This is a genomic window from Zobellia galactanivorans, assembly GCF_000973105.1.
Taxonomy (GTDB): domain Bacteria; phylum Bacteroidota; class Bacteroidia; order Flavobacteriales; family Flavobacteriaceae; genus Zobellia; species Zobellia galactanivorans.
The window spans coordinates 4,789,647-4,815,816 of record NC_015844.1; the positions used below are offsets into that span (position 1 = coordinate 4,789,647).

General features: G+C 42.6%; 24 protein-coding genes and 1 tRNA gene. 16 read left to right on the forward strand and 9 right to left on the reverse strand.

What is annotated here, in order from left to right; genetic code table 11:
• The first annotated feature begins 3 nt into the window (after positions 1-3).
• Both ZOBGAL_RS19175 and ZOBGAL_RS19180 read left to right on the forward strand, forming a co-directional pair.
• Positions 4-780, forward strand: coding sequence for an MBL fold metallo-hydrolase (locus tag ZOBGAL_RS19175; RefSeq protein ID WP_013995399.1), 777 nt, complete (start codon positions 4-6; stop codon positions 778-780).
• Positions 781-802: 22 nt separating this feature from the next.
• Positions 803-1,297 carry a hypothetical protein gene (locus ZOBGAL_RS19180; protein ID WP_013995400.1) on the forward strand — a complete coding sequence of 165 codons (495 nt, stop codon included), beginning with the start codon at positions 803-805 and terminating at the stop codon, positions 1,295-1,297.
• Here ZOBGAL_RS19180 and ZOBGAL_RS19185 read toward each other — a convergent pair whose 3' ends face one another.
• The 6 genes from ZOBGAL_RS19185 to ZOBGAL_RS19210 all read right to left on the reverse strand — a co-directional run bounded on the left by ZOBGAL_RS19185 (position 1,298) and on the right by ZOBGAL_RS19210 (position 7,003).
• A complete protein-coding gene (locus tag ZOBGAL_RS19185) occupies positions 1,298-1,957 on the reverse strand; it encodes an alpha/beta hydrolase (RefSeq protein WP_013995401.1) in 660 nt (219 codons plus the stop codon).
• The gene (locus ZOBGAL_RS19190; RefSeq protein WP_013995402.1) at positions 1,954-2,277 is read right to left on the reverse strand and encodes a membrane protein; all 324 of its coding nucleotides are present in this window, start codon (positions 2,275-2,277) and stop codon (positions 1,954-1,956) included. Before ZOBGAL_RS19190 ends, ZOBGAL_RS19185 begins: the two co-directional genes overlap by 4 nt.
• An 89-nt stretch (positions 2,278-2,366) precedes the next feature.
• The gene (locus tag ZOBGAL_RS19195) at positions 2,367-2,681 is read right to left on the reverse strand and encodes a DUF4870 domain-containing protein (protein WP_013995403.1); all 315 of its coding nucleotides are present in this window, start codon (positions 2,679-2,681) and stop codon (positions 2,367-2,369) included.
• A gap of 25 nt (positions 2,682-2,706) precedes the next feature.
• Positions 2,707-3,969, reverse strand: coding sequence for a dihydroorotase (locus ZOBGAL_RS19200; RefSeq protein ID WP_013995404.1), 1,263 nt, complete (start codon positions 3,967-3,969; stop codon positions 2,707-2,709).
• Positions 3,966-5,915 (reverse strand): BatA domain-containing protein, encoded by a 1,950-nt coding sequence (locus ZOBGAL_RS19205; protein ID WP_013995405.1) that lies wholly within the window; start codon positions 5,913-5,915, stop codon positions 3,966-3,968. Before ZOBGAL_RS19205 ends, ZOBGAL_RS19200 begins: the two co-directional genes overlap by 4 nt.
• 80 nt (positions 5,916-5,995) lie before the next feature.
• Positions 5,996-7,003 carry a glycosyltransferase family 2 protein gene (locus ZOBGAL_RS19210; protein WP_013995406.1) on the reverse strand — a complete coding sequence of 336 codons (1,008 nt, stop codon included), beginning with the start codon at positions 7,001-7,003 and terminating at the stop codon, positions 5,996-5,998.
• A gap of 132 nt (positions 7,004-7,135) precedes the next feature.
• Here ZOBGAL_RS19210 and ZOBGAL_RS19215 point away from each other — a divergent pair.
• The 9 genes from ZOBGAL_RS19215 to ZOBGAL_RS19260 all read left to right on the forward strand — a co-directional run bounded on the left by ZOBGAL_RS19215 (position 7,136) and on the right by ZOBGAL_RS19260 (position 18,231).
• Positions 7,136-7,220 (forward strand) — tRNA-Ser (locus ZOBGAL_RS19215).
• A 377-nt stretch (positions 7,221-7,597) separates the two neighbouring features.
• A complete protein-coding gene (locus tag ZOBGAL_RS19225) occupies positions 7,598-8,779 on the forward strand; it encodes a putative Ig domain-containing protein (protein WP_013995408.1) in 1,182 nt (393 codons plus the stop codon).
• A gap of 38 nt (positions 8,780-8,817) precedes the next feature.
• Positions 8,818-9,399 carry a Crp/Fnr family transcriptional regulator gene (locus ZOBGAL_RS19230; protein WP_013995409.1) on the forward strand — a complete coding sequence of 194 codons (582 nt, stop codon included), beginning with the start codon at positions 8,818-8,820 and terminating at the stop codon, positions 9,397-9,399.
• A gap of 81 nt (positions 9,400-9,480) precedes the next feature.
• Positions 9,481-9,978, forward strand: coding sequence for a GlcG/HbpS family heme-binding protein (locus tag ZOBGAL_RS19235; RefSeq protein WP_013995410.1), 498 nt, complete (start codon positions 9,481-9,483; stop codon positions 9,976-9,978).
• Positions 9,979-9,992: 14 nt separating this feature from the next.
• On the forward strand, positions 9,993-11,513 hold the full coding sequence (locus ZOBGAL_RS19240) for a Dabb family protein (RefSeq protein ID WP_013995411.1): 1,521 nt from the start codon (positions 9,993-9,995) through the stop codon (positions 11,511-11,513).
• A gap of 93 nt (positions 11,514-11,606) precedes the next feature.
• Positions 11,607-12,071, forward strand: a complete 465-nt coding sequence (locus tag ZOBGAL_RS19245) for a GNAT family N-acetyltransferase (RefSeq protein ID WP_013995412.1) — start codon at positions 11,607-11,609, stop codon at positions 12,069-12,071.
• A gap of 191 nt (positions 12,072-12,262) precedes the next feature.
• Positions 12,263-12,661, forward strand: a complete 399-nt coding sequence (locus ZOBGAL_RS19250; protein WP_013995413.1) for a hypothetical protein — start codon at positions 12,263-12,265, stop codon at positions 12,659-12,661.
• Positions 12,662-12,740: 79 nt separating this feature from the next.
• On the forward strand, positions 12,741-17,072 hold the full coding sequence (locus tag ZOBGAL_RS19255) for a CusA/CzcA family heavy metal efflux RND transporter (RefSeq protein WP_013995414.1): 4,332 nt from the start codon (positions 12,741-12,743) through the stop codon (positions 17,070-17,072).
• A gap of 10 nt (positions 17,073-17,082) precedes the next feature.
• On the forward strand, positions 17,083-18,231 hold the full coding sequence (locus ZOBGAL_RS19260) for an efflux RND transporter periplasmic adaptor subunit (protein WP_013995415.1): 1,149 nt from the start codon (positions 17,083-17,085) through the stop codon (positions 18,229-18,231).
• A 47-nt stretch (positions 18,232-18,278) separates the two neighbouring features.
• On the opposite strand, the gene ZOBGAL_RS19265 is transcribed toward ZOBGAL_RS19260, so the two are convergent.
• Complete coding sequence (locus ZOBGAL_RS19265) at positions 18,279-19,154, reverse strand: YegJ family protein (protein ID WP_013995416.1); 876 nt, start codon at positions 19,152-19,154, stop codon at positions 18,279-18,281.
• 70 nt (positions 19,155-19,224) lie between these two features.
• Complete coding sequence (locus tag ZOBGAL_RS19270) at positions 19,225-19,623, reverse strand: YchJ family protein (protein WP_013995417.1); 399 nt, start codon at positions 19,621-19,623, stop codon at positions 19,225-19,227.
• A 176-nt stretch (positions 19,624-19,799) separates the two neighbouring features.
• Here ZOBGAL_RS19270 and ZOBGAL_RS19275 point away from each other — a divergent pair, with 176 nt between their 5' ends.
• From ZOBGAL_RS19275 to ZOBGAL_RS19295, 5 genes are all read left to right on the forward strand, one after another.
• Positions 19,800-20,657 carry a sugar phosphate isomerase/epimerase family protein gene (locus ZOBGAL_RS19275; protein WP_013995418.1) on the forward strand — a complete coding sequence of 286 codons (858 nt, stop codon included), beginning with the start codon at positions 19,800-19,802 and terminating at the stop codon, positions 20,655-20,657.
• Between the two features lie 230 nt (positions 20,658-20,887).
• The gene (locus ZOBGAL_RS19280) at positions 20,888-23,272 is read left to right on the forward strand and encodes a TonB-dependent receptor (RefSeq protein ID WP_013995419.1); all 2,385 of its coding nucleotides are present in this window, start codon (positions 20,888-20,890) and stop codon (positions 23,270-23,272) included.
• 37 nt (positions 23,273-23,309) lie between these two features.
• Positions 23,310-24,464 carry a PepSY-associated TM helix domain-containing protein gene (locus ZOBGAL_RS19285; protein WP_013995420.1) on the forward strand — a complete coding sequence of 385 codons (1,155 nt, stop codon included), beginning with the start codon at positions 23,310-23,312 and terminating at the stop codon, positions 24,462-24,464.
• Between the two features lie 196 nt (positions 24,465-24,660).
• Positions 24,661-25,020: a hypothetical protein gene (locus ZOBGAL_RS19290; RefSeq protein ID WP_013995421.1), complete on the forward strand. Its 360-nt coding sequence runs from the start codon at positions 24,661-24,663 to the stop codon at positions 25,018-25,020.
• Positions 25,021-25,121: 101 nt separating this feature from the next.
• On the forward strand, positions 25,122-25,688 hold the full coding sequence (locus tag ZOBGAL_RS19295) for a TlpA family protein disulfide reductase (RefSeq protein ID WP_013995422.1): 567 nt from the start codon (positions 25,122-25,124) through the stop codon (positions 25,686-25,688).
• A 21-nt stretch (positions 25,689-25,709) separates the two neighbouring features.
• On the opposite strand, the gene ZOBGAL_RS19300 is transcribed toward ZOBGAL_RS19295, so the two are convergent.
• Positions 25,710-26,105, reverse strand: a complete 396-nt coding sequence (locus ZOBGAL_RS19300) for a DUF983 domain-containing protein (protein ID WP_013995423.1) — start codon at positions 26,103-26,105, stop codon at positions 25,710-25,712.
• Positions 26,106-26,170 lie beyond the last annotated feature (65 nt).

Below are 26,170 nucleotides of genomic sequence, written 5' to 3' on the forward strand. Positions count from 1 at the left end.
TAGATGAGCGATGCGTTTAAAATTACATTTTTAGGTACGGGCACTTCTCAGGGAATACCCGTAATAGGCAGTAATCACCCGGTTTGCCACAGTACGGACCCTAAGGACAAGAGGCTACGTGTATCCCTCTTGATATCATGGAAAGACTACAATTATGTGATAGATTGCGGTCCTGATTTCAGGCAACAGATGTTGACCAGTCAGGTAAGCAAGCTCGATGGGGTCCTTTTCACCCATGAGCACTCCGATCATACTGCGGGACTAGATGATATTCGTCCCTATTTCTTTAGACAGGGCGATATACCTATATATTTGCATAAACGCGTTGCCGATTCCCTTAAACGGCGTTTCGATTATATTTTTGCGGATGAAAACCGATATCCCGGGGCACCGGCGGTGGCGGTCAACCTAATAGACAAAGACCATAGGTTTACTATCGGCGATGTTTCCGTTATGCCGATCGAGGCCAGTCATAACCGAATCAAGGTACTGGGCTTTCGAATCAAACATTTTACTTACCTGACCGATGTAAAGACCATAAGCGATGAAGAGGCCGAAAAAGTAAAGGGCACTAAGTTTTTGGTAGTCAACGCACTTCGTGAAGAACCCCACCATTCGCATTTTAACCTAGAGGAAGCCTTGGCCTTCATCGATAAGATTCAACCCGAAAAGGCCTACCTTACCCACATTAGCCATATGCTCGGCTTTCATGAGGAAGTTGAAAAAAAATTACCAAAAAATGTACATTTGGCTTACGATAACTTGACCTTAACCGTTTAAAGAGTAAATAATTCTTCATTTTATGAAAAGTAAAATATTTTTATACCTCTTCATTTTTGTGTCACTGATCTGTCTTTACCTTTTTGTCAGCAACGGCAATATGGTAAAGGCCAAAGATTCCCGAATTAACAAACTTGGGGGGCAGATCGAGCAATTGCGCGATTCGGTTCGGGATACGCAGCTGAAAGTTTTGGAAATGCAATATTTTTCCTTGGAAAACAACGATGATGCCTTGGCCTATTACGACCATTTGGAATTGGAGGACCCATCCCGTTATATTGCCGACAAGCTATTGGAAACCAATGAAAGCAAGGGTGACAATCCTTTGGTGCCGTATGAGGGTATGGATAGCGACTTTAAGATCAACAAGATCAAAGTCTTGAACCACAAATGGATATTGACCGATTTTTCGGACGGAAAATATTGGGGAGAGCTATTGATCAAGTACGAGCTAAAAGATGATCTAAGCGTCGATTTTACAATGCTTGACCATTTGCTTTATACACGAAGTGAATAGCTATATTTTACCTTCCAACCACTTTTTGAACGAATGGAAATTTTGGGGAGCGACTCCGTGTCCCACAGGAAACTCTTCGTATAAGTGGTCAATGTCGAGGTTTTTAAGAAACTCAGGGGCTTTCTGCGCCCATTCAGGGGGAATCACTTGATCCACCTGACCATGTGAAGCATAGATTTTTAAGTTGGAGTGGTCCTTTTCTTGATAGCCTTCTTTTAAGATCGCTTCGTTGATATAACCGCTCAAGGCCACCACGTTTTTTATTTTCTCGGGATAGGATATGGCTACGGCATAGCTCAATATCGTTCCTTGGCTAAAACCTAAAATGGTGACACGTTCCGCATCAAGGGCATAAGTCGCACAGGCCTCATCTATAAAGGCCACGATTTTATCCCTAGAACTTTTGGCCTGTTCATCATCGCTCCATTTGCCCTGTTGGGCATCAAAATTAATGGCGTACCACGCGTAACCAAAAGGCTCCAAGGGGTAAGGGGCCCGAACCGAGATGATACAAAGTTCTTCGGGAAGTTCCGGCGCAAAGGAAAACAAGTCTTCCTCATTACTTCCATAGCCATGGAACATAAAAAGAACCGGGGCTTTTCCTTCTTTGAGGCTAGAGGGTCTGATCAGGTGTTCTAATGATAGGGGGGCTGTTGTCATTGGATAAATGTAAACCATTTTTGAAAGAAATCACCAACTAGGGGAACGGACTGTTTTTTTCCGTTCAGGGCTCCGAGAAAGCCGTACCACCAAAGTACAAAATAACAGATGTACAGGCCGTACCAAGCATACTCATTGAACCACTGGCTCAAAAATAGGGCAAAGCCCAAAAAAAAGAGGTGAAGCCCAAAGGCCTGTCTCGTGTGAAAGCGGGCGAACTCATTTTTGGCATCGGAGTTCATGCTTATGGCAATAAGCGAACCTATAATGGTAAAATAAGCCGTTAAGGCCGTGGTTTTTCCTTCCTTTACTGTATTCATGCCGTCAAAGTTAAGATATGAGCTAGTCTTGCACAAAAAAAAGAGACCCCTATAAGGTCCCTTTTTTGTATCGTATATAAATAAAGGGCTTACCCGATATCGCCGACCAATGGAATTTTCTCCGCCTTCCCGTTTACGGCGTTCATAAGGCCTATAACGGCCAAAATCAACCCGATGTATTGAAGGTAACTGAGCAGGCCTATTCCCGTGACCACAATCAACACGGCAGCGATAATCGATACCACAATTCCCGTAAGCCATGCCCTAAGGGCCTGCCCGATATGGAACTTGGCGAACTCATTCTGTTCTTTGTTGTTCATGATGTAGGCCACTAAGGTTCCTATTAATGTAATGTAGCTGATAATTGCCATGGTTTTACCCTTGTCGATCGTAGTTTGGTCCATTGTGTTGGTTTTAGGTGTTATTTTTTTATGCTTCCTCCGTAACGAACAATCCTTTATTGATTGTTCCGTATACTTTCCCTTTTAATGGGGAACCCATATACATACTGTTCTTTGAGGTAGAGCTTATATGTCCTTCTTCAAAGATATAGTTTACTTCGGGATCGAACAAGGTAAGGCAGGCTTTTTCCCCTTCCTTTAAAACCGGTGATTTTAATCCGTAGCGTTCCCTTCCTTTCGTCAACAAGCCTATGGTAGTTTCGGTGTCCAAAAGGGTATTGAGGCTGCCAAAAGCACTTTCAAGTCCGATACTTCCGTAAGAAGCATTGTCGAATTCCACACGTTTTTCCTCAATGTTCATAGGGCTGTGGTCGCTGGCGACAAAGTCGATAATACCGTCTTTTAACCCCTTGATAAGGGCCTTCGCATCGGTCTTTGTCCGTAAAGGTGGCAGGGTCTTATAGGCCGAATCGAATTCCTCAAGGCAGTCATCGGTAAAACTTAGGTTATGTACGGCAACGCTGCAGCTTACATCTAAACCTTTCTTTTTGGCCTCGGCAATCAATTTCACCGATTTGGCCGTAGAAATAGTGGGTATGTGTAGTTTTCCTCCTGTATATTCCAAGATAAAAAGGTCTCTGGCCACTTGCAGTTCTTCCGCTAAAATAGGAATCCCTTTAAGTCCTAGTTTGGTCGACACCTCGCCTTCATTGACAATGCCCTTACCGGCGATTCGGGTATCCATGGGGAAGGAGTAGACCAGTCCCTCAAAATTCTGGACATATTGCAAGGCAATTTTCAAGAGGTTGGGATTGGTCAACGGTTTTTTAAAGTCGAAAAATCCGACCGCCCCGGCATTTTTCATATCGTACAATTCGGCCAGGTCTATGCCTTTGGCATCTACCGTTAAGGTGCCCAAGGGGTGAAGGGAGGTCAATTGATCGGCCGCTGCATTTTTTAAGAACACAATAGACGAACTACTATCGGGTGCGGGATGGGTACTGGGGTTGAGGACTATATCGGTAAAGCCGCTCAGGGCCGCGGTATGTAGACCGTTGGCGATGGTTTCCCGTTCTTCATAGCCAGGTTCCCCGAAGGCCACGCTACTATCGAACCAACCGATGGAAACATGAAGGTTTTTATGTTTAATGACCCTTGTTTTTCCTTCGGGCTCTATTTTGGCCGCTATCTTGGCAATAGTTCCCTTTTTGATAAGTATGTCGCGGGTCTTTAAATGAAGCTCTTCGCTGTTTTGATCAATTATTTTCGCCGATTTTAAGAGGATGTTCATTTAAGATATTTTTGAATGAGTACTTCAACAAACAGCAAAAGCAGCGCTAAAATAACAAACCATTTCCAAAGCTCGGTTACGCTGTTGTCTTTTTCAATGGTGTCGAATAGCGATGCAATAGAGGTTGCGGACAGATCGCTTCCCAATTGCTCGGTATTCAAATAGGCCAATTTGCTTTCGTTTCGGTTGTGGTTAAAGCTTATATTCTTTGTAGTTTTCTGGTCTTCCATCACCGCATAGATGCCGTCTTCCTGTAGGTCGCCATTAAAGAAAAGAGATACTTTATGGGCCAGTGACCGCTGTTGCGGAATAAATTCAAAGTCCGGTTTCTTTAATTTCAAGATATGGTCCGGGGCAAGGGTAGTAGCAATGTCTATGGTCGTAGATTCTCCCAATACGGTATAAAGCGGAGGGAGTTTTAAACTGCCCATGGCCATATTGTAAAAGGTAGGTACGACCAGGGGGGATTTGGTGAAATTCGAATTTTCGGGTCCCAGGGATGCCGTGAACAAAAAGAAGGACTCATCGCCCACTAAAAAGGGTATACCGCCCTGAAAACCCAATGCCGTTGGTGCCGAGGTCTTGATTTGATAGAATTCGGAAGCTTTCGGATATTGAAAATTGGTAACGTTTTTTTCAAATACGTTTTGGTACAAAGGATGCGAAAAAGAGATGTTGGTAATCTCGCGTTCATCACGAAGCGATTGGACAAAGCTTGTGGCGTAATTTGAGGTCAATAGATTGTATGAATCCATATCAATACCTACGGCGGGTATAATGGTCAAATGCCCCCCATTTGCGATAAAAGCCTTTAGGCTGGTCGTCAAGGAGGCAGGAATTTGCGGCAGATCGTTAAGCACGATCAGGTGTTGTGCAGCAAGAGTGCTATAATTTAGGTTTTTGAGCTCAAAGGCCGTATAGGCAAACTCGTCTTCGGTAAAAATACGTTTCAGAAAATCGTTTTTTTGGTTGCCCACCGACAAAACCTTTATTTTTTCCCGTTCGCCTATGTTGAAAAAGAGTCGGTTGTCATAGCTTAATCCAGAATCATCGATTTCGATTTTCCCATTGAAAACCTCGTTTTTAGGAAGGCTGAAACTTATGGTAACTGTCGGGGATGCGTCAAAGGAAGCCGAAGTTTTTGCAGCCAATTTATCACCGTTGAACAAGGAGACCGGAACACTTTCTTTTTGGTTGGTACTTGATAATTCTACCGAAAGCGTAAGGTTTTCCGAGGTTTCCGAGGTAATATAAGCCGAGTCTATGGCGACATTGGTAACCGCATCCGCTCCCAAACGCACCAAGTGCAGCTGTAATCGAGATAACTTTTCGGCAGAACCACCGGCCATACGCTGTTGAAAGTCGGAAAGGACGATCAAGTTTTTCTCCGTTGAAGGGTCGGAAGAAAAGAGGGTCTGCCCCTTTAGGAACACTTCGTTGATCTTCAACTGTTTGTTATGGAAACCCAAGGCGAGAAGTTCATTTTGAATATCTTGAAGACTCGTGTTTCTAAACGTTTTGGTGTTGGTGAACAGTGAAAAGCGTTCCGTTTTAGGAAGCTTTTTAATCAAGTCCTGAACAGCATTTTCCAATAGGGTAGTGCCTTCGCTCTTGAGTTGCATACTAAAGGAATCATCTAAATAGATAACCGTTTCCTTTTGTTTAAGGGCGGACTTTTCAGCGAAAAAAGGTTGTGAAAAGGCAAAGACCAAGGCAGCTAAGAGCGACATTCGGGTAAACAATAGCAACCATTTTTTAAGGGTGTTGCTCTGTCTCGACTCCGAAACGACCTTCTTTAGGAACTTGACATTGGTGAAGGGCGTTTTCTTGAAACGTCGTAATTGGAACAAATGAATGAAAATAGGGATCAGGAGGAGAAAAAGGGCCCAAAAAAGTTCCGGATATTTAAACTGCATTTCCTGAATTGAGATGGTAAAGATATACATTTCACGCTTTATAACATGGCTTAGTGAAAAGTTATTTTACAAGGGCGGTATCTTGCCAAATAGCGACCCTAGCCTTAAAATTAACAGAAAAAAAAGTAATCTACCATAGGTTTTTGTCCTAGGCCTGAAAAGAACTTTCTGATATACTGCTGGGCTTCTTCATTGGCTACGGTAACGATACTTTGGGGATTGGGGAGTTCCTTGAGTTTACTGAAGTGCAGCATTTCCTTCCCATATATATGTTTGCCTATCTTTTTCGGGTTGTCGCATAGCCAATAAAAGTCGATGTTTTGCGCTTGCAGGCCTTTTGCTATTTCCTTCCCTTTGGTACCGGCACCCCAAACCGTCAACGGTCGGTCGGGCTCGTGGTTCAGTTTGAGGAAATATCTAAGTTTGATGTCTAGAAAATAATTCTGGGCATAGTGTTCACTGGTCCTAGAGGTACGGGTGTCGTAATCGCGCCAATAATGTAGGAGTTTAGAACAGGGAATACATTTTAATCCGTTTTGGTAGAAACGAAAAGTAAGGTCGTAATCTTCTGGATAGAGGTCCGGTTCAAAGGCCCCGCAACGCTCAAAATCTTCGCGATAGGCCATCCAACAAGGGGAGGGGATAACACATTCCTTATAGATCTCGGAATAATTGTCCCCTGTTTGGGTGAGTTGGTTCAACCATTGTTCATAACGTTCGTAACCATTGCTGATACCGCGGTGCGAAAAATAACGGACCTGTCCGACGGCGAGGTGGCCTTTTCCGTGTTCCAATAAAGATTCCGCCATGGTTTTTAACTTGTCTTCCGTCATAATATCGTCGGAATCCATTCGGGTGACAAACTCCCCCTTACTATGCTTATATGCCATTCTTAGGCCTTCGATAATGCCATTTCCTTCATTATCAAACAAATGTATACGAGGCTCGTTTTTAGCATAAGATTCCACCAAATTTTTACTGCCATCACTACTACCATCATTAACGGCCAGTACCTCCCAATTCGGGTAAGTCTGCTTTAAGATGGAGTCAATACACTGGGAAAGAAAGGCTTCGGTGTTCTTAAAAGGGATGAGTATGCTAACAAGGGGCTGTTCCATAAGGGGGCAATTTAGCAAAATTGAAGGCGAATTTTAATTTGAAAAGAATAAAAAATAACAAAACATTTTACAGAGTAGAAAAAGGTTACTATATTTGCACCCGCATTCAGGGAATACCTGATGAGGCACTCAGGAGAAATGGCAGAGTGGTCGAATGCGGCAGTCTTGAAAACTGTTGAGGGTCACACCTCCGGGGGTTCGAATCCCTCTTTCTCCGCAAGCAAGCAGTAGCTTGTAAAAATAAAATCCTATCAAGTTTTCTTGGTAGGATTTTTTATTTAGGGCCGGTTTGGTGATGTTGCTTTTGCTTCCTTGACCTATCTATTATTACCTAGCCAATAATCAGAAGTGCTTTACCACATATCCAGATAAAATAAAAACAGGAATCCCGTAAGCTTTGTCTAAAAAGTAATAGAAAGCTTTTCCCAATCTTTTTTTACGCCCTATTCTTAAGGATAGTTTATTTTTAGGCCTTAGTAGATGCCCGTGAAAGACAAAAATGTGCTCCGATTTTTTCAACATTGATTGCGAATGCACATAATCTTAAAACAAAGGCCGAACATATATAACCGTTACAGCAAAAACGAAGCGCTAATGACTAAAATACTTCTGTCCTATATTTTTATTCTTGGCTTAATGGGCTGTGCGTCGCGAGAGGAGCCTGTCGATTATTTGAACCAAAACCTTCCTGGTGCTACTCCTGTTATCTTCGCGCCGGATATCGTTTCCCTCAAAGGTCGATTCGAGCACGGTATCTCGTTTACGCCCGATACGCGACAATTGGCCTTTGGTATCTTAAACCCAAGCGATTTTAGTGGAAGCATATTCTATTCGGAAAAGACAAGTGGTAAGTGGACTACCCCCGAGATTTTTAAATCTTTGGAAAACAAAAGTGTATTCCTACCTTATTTTACACCCGATGGGGAATCCCTGCTTTACGCCCAAAGCATAGCGGATACGAACAACCTGTATGTCACCGATATTTGGAGAGTGAAACAGGAAAATGGCGGTTGGGGCGTACCTAAAAAAATGCATGTCCCTATTAACTCCACAAGCAGGGAAGCCAATGCTAGTATGACATATGACGGAAGCCTCTATTTTTCGTCGAATAGAAATTGTCAAGGAATCGAAAACTGCTCCACGGCAGATTTGTTCTATTCCACAATGGAGGACAAGACCTATCAAAGCGCGAAAGGAGTTTCCGAATTAAATTCGCCAAACGATGAAGAAAGTGTATTTATCTCTCCAAATGAAGATTATATCCTGTTTTGCAGATATACCGATGACAATTCTTTTGTGGACCTATACATCAGTTACCGCGACTACCATAAACAATGGACCCCGGCAGTAGCTCTTGATGCCCCAATAAATTCCAAAGATTGGGACCGCAGACCCTTTGTAAGCATTGACAACAAATTTCTGTTTTTTACGCGTTTACAGATCGGGGAAAAGGGCCTGACCGAATCCGATATTTATTGGACCAATACGTCAAAGGTCTTTAAACCCTTTGTTTTTCACCCACTGGAAGATATCACGGTACCGCTTGGAGAAAAATTCACCTTGACCCTTCCATCGGATTATTTTAAAGATATTGATAACGGCAATTTGGTGTTGGACTGTAATCATGACCAATTCGATTGGTTGACATTCGATAATAAAAATATGACCCTATCGGGTGTGCCCGCCTATGAAGGCCATTTTGAATTGACATTTACGGCCGTGGACGAATTTATGAATCGCACTGAAGACAGCATAAGCATATCAGTCACGAAATAAGCGCTGTACAGGAAACATACGAACGCAAAGCACAAAGCATGATGAACGAACTATTAATCCAGAATATCGAAAAAAGCCTGCAACTTTCTAAACCGGAACTGGAGCAGCTTTGTAGTTATTTTGAACCAAAAGTTATTCAAAAAAAAGAGTTTTTATTGACTCAGGGCAGTGTTTGTAAGTTTGAAGGTTTTGTTTTGGAAGGGTGTTTCAGGGTATTTATCCTAGATAAAAAAGGAAAAGAAAATACCTTGTATTTCGCGATCAAGGATTGGTGGCTTATGGATATAGATAGCTTTATGAATCAGAACCCCTCCAATTTGAACATACAGGCATTGGAGGACAGTAAAATACTTCTCATCAACAGGAAAGATAAATTAACACTTTACGATACCATTCCCGCGACCGAGAAACTCTTCCGTATTATGTCGCAGAAAGCCATCGTAGCATGGCAACGCCGTTTGATTAACAACCATTGCCAAACAGCAAAGGAAAGATACCACGATTTTGCGGAGACCTATCCCAATATAGTGTCAAAACTGACAGACAAACAAATAGCAAGCTACTTAGGCATTACCCATGAGTTTTTGAGTAAAATTAAAAAATCGTCCAAAGGCCTATAAAATTTCAATAGAGTTGAACTTGTTCAACTTTTTTTCTAGAATAGTTCATAATTTTTGCAGGATACAATTATAAATAGGATTATGGACTTACGAAAACACTTCAAAATAGGTATCGCTACGCTTGCATTACTATTGTTAACAGGGAAAGGACAGGCACAGATGGCCAAAGATATTACACACGACCAAGCCCATACAGCCCTTTTGGCCGCAAAGAAAAAAGCAGAGGAATCGAAGGTCTGCGTCAATATTGCCGTAGTCGATGCCGGAGCCAACCTAAAAGCCTTTATACGAATGGATGAGTCTTTTCTCGGAAGTATTGATGTTGCCATAAAAAAGGCAAAAACAGCCCGATATTTCAACATTGATACCGGAAAATTAGGGGAGTTGACACAACCAGGGGGTATCATTTATAACATAGAACACTCTAACGGAGGTTTGATTACTTTTCCGGGAGGCATACCCATCAAAAATCAAGAGGGCCAAATCATTGGGGCGATAGGTGTAAGTGGCGGTACCATAGACGAAGACCGTACTATTGCCATGGCCGGAGCAAGCTCGATTATAGATGGATCAAATTAGAAAAGCATAAGATTATGAATTGCATAAAAAAAGTCGTTCTCGCCATAGTTTTGGTTTTCTCCCAAGTAGGCCTGGCCCAAGTATCCGAAGAACTAATGCTTTACCGAAAAGACTTTAAAAGTATATCGGGAAACAATACGGTTTCGGTAACGAGCTATGAAAAAGGGGGCGCTCACTACGTATTTGCCGGAGGTGTTGGAAATATAGATGTCTACAGCCTAAGCAAAGAAGGCATACTTACCCCGATAAGCAATCATGAACTCTACCGGAAAGAAGGACCGGCAAGGGGCATGGTGGCCGATAACATTAATGGCACCGACTTTCTCTTTGTAGCCAACAAACACGGAAACGTAATCGAGACTTTTGAAATTTTGAACAACGGTTCCCTTAAAAGGGTGGCCTTGGTTGAAGATACGGAGGAGACCTACCTAGGAACGGCCATTACTTTAGAGGTTATTCATATGAACAAATCGTCATACCTATTTATTGGCGGACTAGAGGAAACACCTGGCTTAAGCAGTTTCAAAATTCAGAACGACGGAAAATTGACCCATGTACAGTCTATGAAAGACGATGATACCATTCATACCGATGGTGTCATAGGAATGTTCACCCATAAAATCAAGGGGAAAACCTTTCTATATACAAGTGGATTTCAAGATAATGGGGTGAGTAGTTTTAGGGTGTATGAAGATGGTAGGTTTAAAAACATCAACAATATAAGCGACAATACAACCGATAGATTCCTAACCGGGGCCTACCCGGTGACCGGTGTCACATTGGGCAACAACAATTATGTGATTGTAGGTCACAGACACCATAAGTATTACAAGAGAGGGGGCTTTATAAAAAGACCGGATTTCGTTTATCACGGCGATGGGGTAAGTGTTTTTAAAGTGAACAAAAAAGGCGGGCTCGAGCCTCATTTTGTCCTAAAGGATGATGACACTACCAAATTGCAGGGGCAAACTAGAATTGAAGTGGTTTCAATAGATAATAATGAAGCTATTTTGGCGGTCGGAACCAGGGATGATGCTAGTATACAACTGTGTAAACTCAATGAAGAAGGCATACTATCACCCATAAATTATTTGGAAACAGGGTTTTCCATCTATTACGGTTTAAGGTCCCATACGATAGAAGGAAGCCATTTTCTTATTGCCGGTTCTTTCCGATTTGATTTAAAAAAGATAGCCACCTACAAAGTTTCCCCGAAAATCAATAGGGAGGGCAAAGTTTTAAGACATATGGTCGGCCTGAAATACAAAGAGGAAGCTACCGATGAACAGGTAGCGGAAGCAGTCAAAGCTTTTGTTGATTTGGGTAAAGACATTCCTGAAATTGCCGATATAGAGTGGGGGATAAATGATAGCGCCGAAGGGAACAGCAAAGGTTTGACCCATTGCTTTACCCTGACCTTCAATGATGAGCATGCTAGGGAAATCTACCTTTTCCATAAAGCGCATTTAGATTTGGTAAGCCAGATAGGACCTATAATTGCCGATGTTTTGGTATTGGATTATTGGACCGATTAGTATGGGCCCTTTTTATAAACCTATATTTTAAAAGGAAAATTTTTTAACTTGTTCATTCTTAATTCCAATGATTCGTTTTCCTAAAGATTTGCAATGCAGATAAAAAGAATAACAAGTTCCGAACTTAGTTTGGTCGTCAAGCTCTTCGATAAATATCGGGTATTTTACGAGCAAGCATCGGACCTTCAATTGGCCCATGACTTTTTACAGTCGCGAATGGAGCATAATGAGTCCATAATCTTCGTGGCATTAACCGAGAAGGACGGAGAAATAATCCCTGTTGGCTTTACGCAACTTTATCCTAAATTTTCATCCGTACGTGCGGTAAAAAATTGGATACTCAACGACCTGTTTGTCGAGGCAAAACACAGAAAACAGGGGATAGGGGAAGCCCTGGTCAAGACGGCCATGGAATTTGCCCAAAGCAAAGGCGCAAAATTTGTTGAACTTTCAACGGCCGTCGACAATTTTGCGGCACAAGGTCTGTATGAAAGCCTAGGGTTTAAAAAACTAAAACCCGACGCAGGCTTCATCGATTATCGGATCGAGGTAGCTTAGCGCTTCATAGGCCAAGGCACTCAATAAGCCATTAAAATTTATACCAGCGGGGCTGTACTAGAGAATAGTGTTTTAGTTCGATATATTCAAGGGATTCAAACCCAAAAATGATAACGTAGACAGATTCTATATTAGCGAAGAATTGATTTCTCCGGGATGAAGCAAACCCACAAATCACTACCTTTATACTCGTGAGTAGACTCGTTTCCATATCACTATCATTTGTTATTCTATTGCAAAGCTTTGGAATAAGTCTCTATGATATTTCCCAAATAGACAAATTTATAGAGCACGCCCAATTTCATAGTGAGCAATATGGAGATAATGTTTTTGTGTTCATTTCAAAACATTATGGGGAGTTAAAAGCAATTCATAACGAAGAGCACCAAGAAGAAAAAGAGGATCATGAGCAGTTGCCGTTTCAACAACAATCACACTTTTCATCCCTTACGGCCCTCGTCTTAAACTCCCAAAAAGAAGATTTTAAAACGGTTGAAATTCCGGAATATAAATCGCATAATTTCTTTTATCAGGCACCCTCCTCCTCACTTCATTCAGAGGGAATCCTTCAGCCGCCCCGGCATTCATAAAATAATCGCGTTCATTTTTTTTAAGGTCCGTTCACTCTGGTGAATCAACGGACGACTAACGTTTATTATTTCATAAAAAATGCTATCATATATCATTAATTTCAGCATAAGGAACAAGCTGATCGTTCTATTGTTTACAAGCTTTATTATAGGTTTTGGCTTGTACTCCTTGACCCAAATACCTATTGGTGCGGTACCCGATGTCACCAATAATCAGGTGCAGGTCATTACTACGTCTCGCAACCTTTCGACCCAAGATATCGAACAGTTTATAACCTATCCTATTGAGTTGGAAATGGCAAATTTACCGGGGGTACAAGAAATCCGGTCCATTTCTAAATTCGGATTGTCCGTAGTCACCATTGTCTTTGACGACGATTTGGGCACTTATTTGCCACGTCAACTTATTGCGGAAAAAATCAAATCGGCATCGGAAAAAATCCCCGACGGTTTTGGAGTTCCTGAAATGGGGCCGATAACTACAGGGCTTGGCGAAATCTACCAATACATTCTTGACGTAAATCCCGAGTTTAAGGATCGTTATAGCATAGAAGACTTGCGTACCATTCAAGATTGGGTGGTCAAACGACAACTTTCAGGGATCCCCGGTGTGGTTGAAGTCAATACTTGGGGAGGTTTCCTTAAGCAATACGAGGTAGCGATCAATACAGAAAAATTAAATGCCATGAACATCACCGCCCAAGAGGTGTTCAATGCCTTGGAGGCAAACAATAGTGTCACTGGAGGCGGGTATATAGAAAAGGTGAATCAAGCCTATTTTATTCGAGGGGAAGGCTTGATAACGTCTTTGGACGACATTGGACATATTGTAGTGAAAAACGAGGGAGACTTACCGATTTATATCAAAGATGTCGCCAGCGTAGGCTTTGGAAGTGCCACGCGATTCGGTGCTATTACCGGTAATGGTCAAGGTGAAAAGGTTTTGGGGCAGGTAATGATGTTGAAGGACGCCAATTCAAAAAAAGTAATCGAGGCGGTAAAGGAGCGCGTGGCCTCCATTTCAAAATCACTCCCGGAAGGCGTGTATATCAACGCTTTTCTAGACCGTAGCGAACTTATAGCTAAAACCACCTTTACCGTATCGGAGAACCTGATCCTAGGATGTTTGATCGTAATCTTCGTGGTGGTCCTCTTATTGGGGAACTTCCGTTCGGGACTGGTCGTTGCCTCGGTAATCCCCCTCTGTCTTCTTTTTGCGCTATCGCTTATGTATGTTTTTGGTGTGGACGCCAATTTAATGAGCCTAGGTGCCATTGACTTTGGAATTATCATTGATGGTGCGGTGATTATAGTGGAGTTCATCGCCTTTCAGATCACCCGGAAAAAAGATGAGATTATCGCCGTTTCAAGAGTCGAGCAACAACGGATAAAGGATAGAATTACGGTTACAGGAGCTTCAAAAATGATGAATTCCGCCATTTTTGGGCAGTTGATCATTTTGATCGTATTCATCCCTATTCTTTCCCTATCCGGAGTGGAGGGGAAAATGTTCAAACCAATGGCCCTGACCTTTAGCTTTGCCCTTATAGGTGCCATGTTACTGTGCTTTACCTATGTACCCGTAGCGGCCTCCTTGTTTTTAAAACCCTCTACCGTATCCGACAAGAACATCTCCGTACGTATTATGAAATGGTTGAGGGCCAAATATGAACCGATTATTCACTGGGCCCTTCACAGCAGGCCTATTGTTTTAGGAATAGCAGCTTTGCTCTTAGCGGTGTCAGTGTTTCTATATTCCAATATGGGAGGCGAATTTGTACCTACCTTGGATGAGGGTGATTTTGTTATCCAACCGGTATTAAAGACTGGAACGTCTTTAAGTAACACGGTAAAAATCACAACGGAAATAGAGAAGATTTTATTGGATAAATTTCCGGAGGTGAAACAGGTTGTAACCCGTATTGGCGCCGCGGAAGTACCTACCGACCCCATGTCTATGGAAGAAAGCGATGTTATTATTGTACTGAAACCAAAAAGTGAGTGGACTTCGGCCGATTCCAAAGACGAGTTGGCCGATAGGTTTAAGGAAGCCCTTGCCGTCATACCCGGAATGGAAGTAGAATTTACCCAGCCCATTGAGATGCGGTTTAACGAACTTATTACCGGGGTCCGTGCCGATATAGCCATTAAGATATTTGGGGACGATCTTGATATTTTGGCCCAAAAAGGAAACGAAATAGGTGCCCTGATCGAAAAAGTAGATGGGGCTGCCGATATTTCGGTAGAGAAAATTGCCGGCCTGCCCGAAATGAACGTAAAGTTCAACCGGGCCAAAATTGCTCGGTACGGACTCAACATCCAAGAGGTGAACGACATGGTTTCCATGGGCTTTGCCGGCCGTAGTGCAGGAAACGTTTTTGAAGGGGAACGCCGTTTTGACCTTGTTGTTCGATTGGACAAAAACTTGCGGCAAGATATCGATAACCTAAAAAATCTTTATATCGATGTGCCTAGGGGAGGTAAAGTTCCTTTGAGTGAATTGGCGGATATCACCTATCAAAAGGGGGCGGCCAAAATATCACGTGACGACACCAAACGCAGGATCGTAGTGGGGGTCAATGTGCGTAATCGCGATTTACAATCGGTGGTAGACGATGTACAGCGCTTGATCAACGAGAACATAAGCCTACCTGTTGGGTATACGATTGCCTACGGAGGCCAATTCGAGAACCTCCAAAGTGCAAAATCGAGGTTGTTGGTTGCCGTGCCCATTGCCCTTATCCTGATTTTTGTCTTGCTCTATTTTGCTTTTAGCTCGGTCAAAGAAGCCCTGATGATCTATTCGGCCATACCTCTGGCAGCGGTGGGCGGTGTACTCTTACTATGGTTAAGGGGTTTACCTTTCAGTATATCCGCAGGGGTCGGTTTTATCGCCTTGTTCGGAATTGCCGTACTCAACGGTATCGTGTTGATCGAGCATTTTAAAGAATTGGAAAAGGAAGGAGGCTACAGTGATATCAATGAACTGATCAAACATGGCGCCATAGACCGATTGCGAGCGGTATTGCTCACGGCAATGGCCGCGGCACTGGGCTTCTTGCCCATGGCGATTTCAACGAATGCCGGGGCCGAAGTGCAGCGGCCATTGGCCACGGTAGTTATTGGAGGATTGATTACCGCCACCCTTTTGACCTTAGTGGTTTTACCGGTACTGTATGCCTATTTCCACTCCTTGAAAGAAAAAGCCAAACCAAACGCCAATCAGCTCATGGGCTTACTAATGCTTTTTGGCTTGATGACCCTACCCGCCCATGCACAGCAAGCCCCAATGGATCTTGAAAATTTGATTACAACGGCCGTTGAAAATAACGCAGGCCTCAATGCGAATAGGCTAGAGGTAGAGCAATCCCATGCCTTAATCAACAGTGCATTTAGCTTTGATAAGACCCAAGTGTATTACGAGTTTGACGAAAATAACTTGGCTGCGAACAATGAAGCCTTACGCGTCTATGGCGTGCAACAAGACTTTCGGTTTCCAACCGTATATTTTTCCGAAAGGAAAGTGAACAAGGCCAACCACAACTTGGCAACGAGTTCCTTTGACATCAAGAAAAAGGCCTTGGAACGAAAGGTCACGGCAGCTTATTATACTTATCAAATCGCCCGAGAGAAAGAGCAAGTGTTAAGAACACTTGACAGTCTCTATTCCAACTTTTCCCATATGGCGGCGAGACGTTTTGAATTGGGCGAGACCAATTACCTGGAAAAAATCACGGCTGCCTCTAAGCAAAAACAAATCAATATAAAGTATCTCGAGTCACAACAGAACGTAAGCAGGGCCTATGTTGACTTAACGAAAACGGTGCAATCGGAAAACCCGTTGAAGATAGCAAATGCACGGGAGCTAAAAGTGGGACTTAAAACTGTGGATCTTGAAGGAAGTTCGGAAATGGAATTTTACCAAAATAGGATAGCCTTATTTCAAGTACAGCGTAAGTTGGAGAAACAACGGCTCTTGCCCGACATTAGCCTGAACTACTTTCAGGGAACGAATTCGGGGCTGAACAGTAATCTGTACGGCTATCAATTGGGGGTAAAGATTCCTCTTTTGTTCGGAGGGCAAGCTTCTAAAATAAAGGCCGCAGGCATTGCCGAAGCGATAGCTTCGGAAGAATTCAATGAATATGAAATTCAACTTACGGCCAAGTATAGGGCATTAAAGGACCAGATGGACCAGTTGTCGCAGGCACTTACTTACTACGAAGAGGAAGGGTCCGCCTTATCCGATGAAATTTTAAAAACGGCCAATGGTAGCTTCAAAAACGGCGAAGTCGATTTTTACCAGTATATACAGAGTTTGGAAAGTGCTTATGAAGTGAAACTGGATTATCTGGACAAACTCGAAGAGTACAACGGCATCGTTATCGCCATAAATTACTTAACCCTTTAATATTAGCATTATGCAACGCACTATATACAACATCACAACATTAAGCTTGTTTATGATCCTTCTGGGCTGTGGCAGTAAAGCCTCGGAAGATAAATCAGCCGCAGACCAGAACACCCAAAAGATAGACCATAGGCTCTTTGTTTCCAAGGCCCAATTTGAACGCAGTGAGATGGCCTTGGGCCATATAGAGGTAAAATCCTTTCCCATAACCATACAGAGTTCGGGAACGATAGATGTACCCCCTGAAAACAGGGCATCGGTCAGTGCTACTATGGGCGGATACATCAAGACCGTGCCCTTATTGATAGGGGATAAGGTTCGTAAAGGACAAGTTTTGCTAACCCTTGAAAACCCCGATTTTATCAGGTTGCAGCAAGATTATATGGAGGTCAACGAAAAATTGGCCTTTTTAAAGTCGGAATACGAACGACAAAAAACGATGATGGCAGAGCATATTACGTCCCAAAAAAGTTTTTTACAAGCCGAGAGCACCTACAAAACCGCTTTGGCAACATACAATGGCCTTCGTAAGCAACTAACACTTCTGAATATTTCCCCTTCCCAGGTCGAAAGTGGAAATATAAGTTCAATAGTAAGTATTTATGCCCCGATTTCAGGGAGTATTACCAAGGTAAACGTGAGTCGTGGCACCTACGTGTCCCCGGCCTCATCAATCATGGAAATCATAAACAATGACCATATCCACCTAGAATTATCGGTCTTTGAAAAAGATATCATGAAATTAAAAAAAGGGCAGGAAATCAATTTTAAGGTCCCTGAATCTTCCACCGATGTTTTTGAGGCAGAAGTTCACTTAATCGGTACGGCCATAGAAGACAATCGCACCATCAAGGTACACGGACATCTTAAAAATGAAGAACAGGCGCATTTCTTACCGGGAATGTTCGTAGAGGCCGAAATCATTACGGATACGACCGAAGTCAACGCCATAACCGAAACGGCTGTTGTAGCCATCGAGAATGCGCATTCACTCCTAAAGCTAAACGAGACAACGGAGGATGGTTATTATTTTGACCAGGTTTCGGTAAAGACCGGTTCTACATACAATGGGGAAGTAGCTCTAGCCGATATGCAAGGTGTTACTACCAAAGATACGGTATTGATTAAAGGAGCCTTTCACCTTTTGGGTGGTGACTGATTTGATAAATCATAAAATGCAATGAACTGAAGGTTGAATAAATCCGCTTATTCTTCGAGTCCCAAAACTTTCCATTGGCCATCTATCTTGTAGGTGTTGAGCCTTTGTCTGGATAGCCCGCCATCGGGGTAGCGACAGATTTCGGTGACGATGCAATGTTCGTCGGATAGGTTTTGTCTTTGAAAGGCTCTTTTAATGCCGTTGAACTTGGGCATTCCGTTTTCTTGCATGTTTTTTATAAAGGAAAGCCTAAGTACTTCGGCAGTGTTTTGGATAAGTTCTTCATCAATCTCGATTTGTACGCTTTTCTTGAGGAGGAACTCGGCTTCTTTTCTAAAATCCTTACAGTTTAATGATTTTTCCAGGTCGTCTTGGTCATAAGCTTCCTCTAAGGCCAATATGGCGCCTTCGGGTGTGTCGTGGTCGGGGAGAAAATGATCTTCCCCTTCATCTATGACTATTCCACCTAGGCTTTTATCAAAATTTTGAAGGGCATCACCCGTTAATCCTTCCCTAATAGCCCTTAAAGTGTAGCCTCCGATCAACCTCCCATTTTCTACGATCATCCAATCGGAAACATGGTCAAAAGCGATTCCTATATTTTCGTCAAGGCTTACATTTTTAACATCGATAGGCTCATTGCCGACCCGACCGTAAACATTCCCCTCAAGGTCAAAATTGGGTTCTAAAAGCCATATGTGTTCTACATTGCTCCCGTCTTCTATTCGGGCTTTAACGGAAAAGTAGGCCTGTCCTTCCTTGGGGTTTTCCGTGCAGGTTTTAAAATAATGGAAGGTTAATCTGGCCTTTTCCATTGCCCAATTCATCCTTTCATCTTCATTGGGCATATCGTAAACATCTGGGTTTCCCTTACGTTTCCTGATGTTCTGTTTTCTGCCGAATATTTTCTTTATGATGCCCATAGTAGGATTTTTTAATAGTTAATACAGTTGTTTTTAATAGAAGCTCATTTCGAAATATGTGATTCAAACCTTATAAATTTCTATGGACGCCATCAACATATACCCAATGACCATTTTCTTTGCTAAAGTTCGATTTTTCATATATAACGCCCATTTGACCGTTTTCCATATAATAGGCCTTGAATTCTACGGTGCCCGAACTATCGGTTTCGCTTCCTTCGGAAGTATATAAGACCTCAAGTTTTAACCAGTTTACCGCCTTGGCCCAGGTCTTTATCCTACGTTTTTCAATTTTGTTTGGTCGGGTAGTGCTGTGGTGGCTTTTTTGTAGATAATCGATGTCCCCTAAAACAAAGGCACTATAACGGGAACGCATTAGAGCCTCGGCCGTGGCTACGCTACGAATATCCGTATGGGCTTTTTTACAGCAGTCGCTATAGTTCACTTGAGGGTTGCAAGGACATGGCATACGAAGAGATTTAAGACTTAAAACTACATATTTCGAAGAGCTTGTAAAAATTATATTCGACCTATGTAGGTGAATTTCCGTTTTTCTAAACCAGAGGTGCCGTATTTTAAGATTATGGCCAGATAATTTTTAATCAGATATAGTATCTTAGCTTATTACAGAAAACTCAACGACAAATGAAAACATTTAAAGTACTATGTATGTGCCTACTAATGGCAAGCAGCTCATTTATCAACGCCCAAGACAGTTACGGGGGCCTCGCTCTATATACCCTAAGGGATGACATGGCTTCCGATGTGGAGAGCACCTTGAGAGCGGTAGCCGATGCCGGTTACAAGTATATTGAAGCGGCAGGATATGAGGACGGAAAGTTCTACGGAATGACGCCATTGGAATTTAAAAAGAAGTTAAAAGAACTAGGCTTGAAGCCCATAAGCAGTCATCAGGGAAGTGTGACCCTTGAAAATGCCGATGCCATGATTATCGATGTAAAAACAGCCGGGTTTAAGTACTTTGTGGTTCCCGTACCCCCGATGGGACTCTTTACGGTTGACGAGGAAACCATGACAATGGGTATGACGGGAGGTGCCGAGAATTTGGCGGGAATTTTAGATATACTGGGTGAAAAATGCAAGAAAGCGGGACTCAAGTTGTTGTACCACAATCATGACTTTGAATTTGAGAAGGATGAAAATGGGGTAGTGGTCATCGATTATCTTTTAGAACACTGCAATCCGAAATGGGTCAATTTTCAAATGGACTTATTTTGGGTGACCAAAGCAGGTGCCGATCCTGTAGCCTATTTCAAAAAATATCCGAAGCGATTTAAGATATGGCATGTAAAAGACATGAACGAAGACGGTTGGTTCGCACCGGTAGGTACGGGAAGTATCGATTTTGCCCGAATCTTAAAAGAGAAGAAATTATCCGGTATGAAATACTATATGGTGGAACAGGATAAAACCTATAAAACAACACCATTGGAAGCCATTAAGATAAGTAGAAAAGGACTCGAAAAATACGGGTTTCATTAAGTAATATAGATTACTAAATAAAAAACCACCGTCATGCAAGGGTGGTTTTTTTATGGCTTATATCAAGGGTTTGGCCCGCTTTTAAATGTTAAAGTTTAACATTTACGATTTGTATATCAACAAGTTAATTATCTCTATTTAGATTTAGTATAAATAATTTGGATGTTTTGCAATGTCGCTATATTTTTGCGTCGAATTTAACTATTTGTAACAATTCTAAATAAAAACCAATGAGATTTTCTCTACTATTCCTCCTTGGATTCAGCTTTTTTTGGGGGCATGCACAAGAAGCACAGTATAGCATTAACGGAAGGGTAACGAGCAATGACGGAGAGCCTGTGGCCTATGCCCATGTTGCCATACTGAAAGCCAAGAACGGAGCGGCTGCAAACGAAAATGGGGAATATAAAATTACCGGGGTGGTACCTGGCTCCTACGAATTACAGGTCAGTGCCGTTGGGTTTAAAACCATAAAAAAAGCGGTAAACCTTAGCGATAGAGATATTACGGTCGACTTTTCCGTTCGTATGGATACCGAGCTTGAAGAAGTAGAAGTATTCGGTTCGCGTTATGAACATCCTGACAAAATAGAGGCCTTGACCCGTTTGCCATTGGCCACCTATGAGCAGATCCAAAGTATCTCGGTAATTTCTGAAAAAGTCATCGAAGACCAAGGTACCCTTACCATTGCCGATGCTACCAAAAACGTACCGGGGGTATATTCCTTTGCTACTTATGGAAATCGTAGCGAAAGTATGTCTTCACGAGGGTTTAGGGGCATTCCTATTTTAAAGAACGGGGTACGTGTGCATTCCGATTTTAGGGGTACGGGTATCCTTACCGATATGCAAGGGGTTGACAACATTCAAGTCCTAAAAGGGGCAGCTTCCATTACCCAGGGCGTCGCCACCGATTTGGGTAGTCCTGGTGGGGTCATCAATATCGTTACCAAAACTCCCAAGTATCAATTTGGCGGTCAAGCCTCTTTTAGAGGGGGGAGCTTCGGGCAGACCCGTCCCACATTCGATGTTTACGGACCATTGACCGAAAAGCAAAACACCGCCTTTCGAATCAACGGGGCCTTGGAACAAGCCGATAGCTATCGCGCCGGGGTTTCTTCCCAACGTTTTTACATTAACCCTTCCTTTGAATGGCGTATCGACGAGGGAACCACATTGACCATGGAAATGGATTATTTTGATGACAGTAGGACTCCCGATCCAGGTACGGTAAATTTGGCAGAAAACGACACCAATGCCATATATGACCTTCCCCATAGTCAGTTTTTAGGCTATAAAAATGATAAAAGCCTTACCCAGAACCTGAATTATTCCGCTCGCTTTAAAAAGACGCTCTCCGATAAATTGAGCTTGAATGCGGCTTATTTCGCCTCGAGTTTGGATCTAGATCTTAAAAATGCCAGTTTAGGAGGCGCCATTACCGACGGGGAAGGCAACACGGTTTACAATCTAAGGACGCGAGGGTATGCTATATCTACCAGGGAAGATAAAAACAGTGTGCTTCAAATAGACCTTATCGGTGACGATATGCAAACAGGTTCTATCGGACACACCTTTCAGGTAGGTATGGATTATAGAACTTCTAAGTACAACACCTCTAGCAGTAGTGTAGCCGTGCTGGACACCTTGGACGTTTTCTCTACCATATCGAATCAACTGCCCGACGACCTTGGTCTAAGCGACCCAAGTACGGCCGGATCCGAGTCTAGGTCCATAGGCTTTGTGGCCCAAGACGTTATTACCTTCAACTCTTGGTTAAAATCGTTTTTAGGCTTCCGTTACAGTACTACGGAAACCAGTACCGAGACCGAAACTACGGATAGCGATGCCTTCAATCCCCTTGGTGGTATTATTGTTTCGCCTATGGAGAACCTTAACGTGTTCGCTTCCTACACCAATAGCTCCTACCCAAGAACAGGTACCCGTTTAGGGGAAGACGGTAAGGAATTGGGTAACGAGCGTTTTGATCAGTTCGAAGCCGGTATTAAGACCAACTGGCTCGATAGTCGCTTGCGCTTTAACCTGACCTATTTCAAAATCAACAATAAGAACATTAATCTTCCCGTATATGACGAGAACTGGATCGCTACCGGATTCTATCAAAAAGGAGGAAACGACCAAAGACAAGGGGTAGAAGTAGAACTTACCGGGCGTATACTTGAAAACTTCGAAGTCATAACCGGATATTCGTACATCGATGCCCAATATAAAGAACACACTTCCTATGTGTATGGTTCCGCACCCTTGAATACGCCTAAGCATACGTTTAACGTGTACGGTAATTACGCCTTTAGAAACAGCTTGAAAGGCTTGTCAATAGGAGCCGGCGCCTATTATACGGGTGAACGGCCGATCAATGATTGGAGTGCCGGAGCCGTAACCCACGAGGGTATCGTTCCTGGCCAAAAACCTTTTGATGTTGAGGCCTATACCTTGGTGAACGCACAAGTCGCCTACCGAATTAACGAAAACTGGGGCGTGCGTGTCTTGATGAACAACATTTTTGATGAAATCGGTTACAATGCCTACCGTACCCGATATATCAATCAAACCGACCCTAGAAGTTTCTATGGGATGATTACTTATAAGTTTTAGAATCAATTAGGGTGCCGAACCAACCAATACGAAGGCAATGCAGAAATATAGCTTGAGAAAATTTATCAACGATGTACATTTATGGCTAGGATTGGCCAGTGGTATTGTTTTGTTCCTTGTTTGTTTGAGTGGCACCCTACTTGTTTTTGAAGATGAAATAAAGTCGTTTTTTACCGATGATTTTGTAGTCGAGGCTACCCAAGGGGAGAAAATGTCGATCGAGCTGCTCTCCGACAAATTGAAGGAAGAGGGCGATATCACTGCGGTAACCCTCCCTGCCACGGCGAAGGAGCCTTATCTCTTTTCCATAAAGACCGACCCCAAACAACGAAGGGGGAGTACGTATTATGTAAACCCCTATACGGGAGAGTACCAAAAGGAATTGAAGTCCTCCCTCGATGGATTTTTTATGACCATGTTCCGCCTGCACCGTTGGTTGTTGCTCGATATAGAAATAGGAAGGCCTATTGTGGGGATAGCCACGATCATATTCTTGATCCTATCCATCAGTGGAATCGTTTTATGGTTCCCCAAGCGGTTAAAATGGAAAAATTTCAAGCCAGGCTTTAAAATTAAGTTTTCGGCCAACTGGAAGCGTATTAACCATGATTTACACAATACTTTGGGTTTTTATGCCTGTATTTTTTTGGTGATTATGTGTTTGACCGGACTTTGTTGGTCCTTTCAGTGGTACCGAGATGCCGGAAGCGCAGTGCTTGGGGCTAAAATATTCGGAAATCGAGGAGGTGGCCCTAAGGTAAGCTCTTCCCTCGCCAAGGATGCGAAAGTAGTGTCCGTAGCCGAAATACTGGAGGTGGTCAATACAGAACTGGCCTATGAAGGACAGATTAGGCTTGCTCTGCCCAAAACCGAAACAGAAGTATACACCATTACCAAAAATGATGCTTCAGGACGCTCTCCTGTCATTACCGATAAATTGGTTTTGGATCGAGACGGTACGGTCTTAAAAAAGGAAATATTTGACGAGAAACCCCTGAACGTTCAGGTCGCGTCTTTGATCAGACCTTTACACCTAGGCGATATCTATGGTAGCTTTTCAAAGACCTTATACTTTTTGGCCTGCCTGATCGCCACAAGTTTACCTATTACGGGAACATTGATCTGGTGGAACAAGTTGCAGAAAAAAAGAAAACGAAAAAAAGGAAAGGCCCTAAGGCTGGAAACGGTTTAGTTGCTCGACTTTTATTCAAAAGGATGCCTATCGTTCGCTGTTGGCATCCTTTTTTTTATACTTAGGCTTCACTTTCATATGGGGATGCTTAGCCGCCAGTCCCTTACCCTACAAAACCAATTTTGTTGATAATTTCTTTGCCCCGGATTCTTGAAATGAAGTGGGAAGCCATTAATTTTGCGGGCTTTCAACAATCATGAGACAACTAAAAGTAGGCGATAAATTATACAATACAAAGCAAGAAGGGTTTAACGACTTTGTCAGGTACTCCTTTTCCGAAGTAGTAAGACTTACCAAAACCTTGGCGGTTCTAAGAAATGGGGTCAAACTTATTAATCAGCCTAGAATATCCTATATAACCGAAGATATTGGCTACTCGGTAAACCGACAAAAAGGGGTACATTGGCACTTGGTATCCTTAGAGGCCATACGAAAGGCCCAGATTGAAAACGAAAAAATTGCGGCTTACGAATGGTTTGAGAATAAAAAGTTTTCCTTGCAAGAAAAGCAATGGATATACAAACAGTTCAAAAAAATGAGCGAAGGCGAACAATAGGTATGGGAGACTTAATCTGCCTCCAATTCCTCAATGAGTTTTAACCAAATCAAGGCCGATACTTCTTTGACCATAACTACCAGTTTTAGTAACTTGCCGTAATGAAAAAAAGAAAATTTAGTATCGCTGATATTTTACTGTTCGTATTTATTCTGCTCTTGGTCATACCCCAGACCAGAAAGCCTATTCAGGTAGCTTTGAGCAGTGTAAAAATGCAGTTCTTTTCACCATCACCCCTTGATAAGGAAGACCAAGCGAAACTTAGTCCCTTTGCATATAAGGTCAGTACTTTAGACGGTACGAATACCTCCATAGAGATAGGGGGCAATAAGGTTACCTTTATTGGCTATTGGGCTACTTGGTGCCCGCCTTGTATTGCAGAAATGCCCAGTATTCAAAAGCTATACGATGATTATGGTACTTCGGTCGAGTTTGTACTGCTGACCCACGAAAAAACGGAAGTGGTACAGCGTTTTTTAGATAAAAAGAAATTCAGTCTACCGGTATATATTCCAAGAATGCAGGCTCCTGAATTGCTTCACGGCAATAGTATACCTACCAATTTTATCATTGACAGATCAGGAAAGATCATCATAAAGGAAACAGGGGCCACCGATTGGAATGCCGAAAAAATCAGAACGATTTTAGACGGACTCATCGCTTCTTGATTCTATTTTGGAAAGTACACCTTAGGTCCTTTGTTTCCTTTTAAGGGATTGACCATAGTGCATAAAAAAATTGATCCAAATGTTTCGGGAAAGCCGAAGCACTATGGGCAAGACCAATACCATTTCTACAACGATAATGGCGTAGGTGCTTATCAAGCCTAGACCGATTATCAGATAACAAAGGAAAAAAGCAAAGCCAGCAAAACAGAGTCCTACGGGATAACTTACATACATGGCACCGTAGAAAAAGGAAGGTTCTATTTTGTACTTGGTATGACAGTGACTACAGCGCTCTCTCATTTTTAGGGTGCTTGAAAGTTTATACGGATTGGCAGTGGTATACATACTTTCGCTTTGGCAAACGGGGCAAGTACCCGTAAATATGCTGTAAATCTTTGTGCCCTTTAAAAATTTCATATGCTATTTTTTTCTAGTACAAGAACCTCATGTTATGAACTAATGTGACATACAGACCTTCTTGC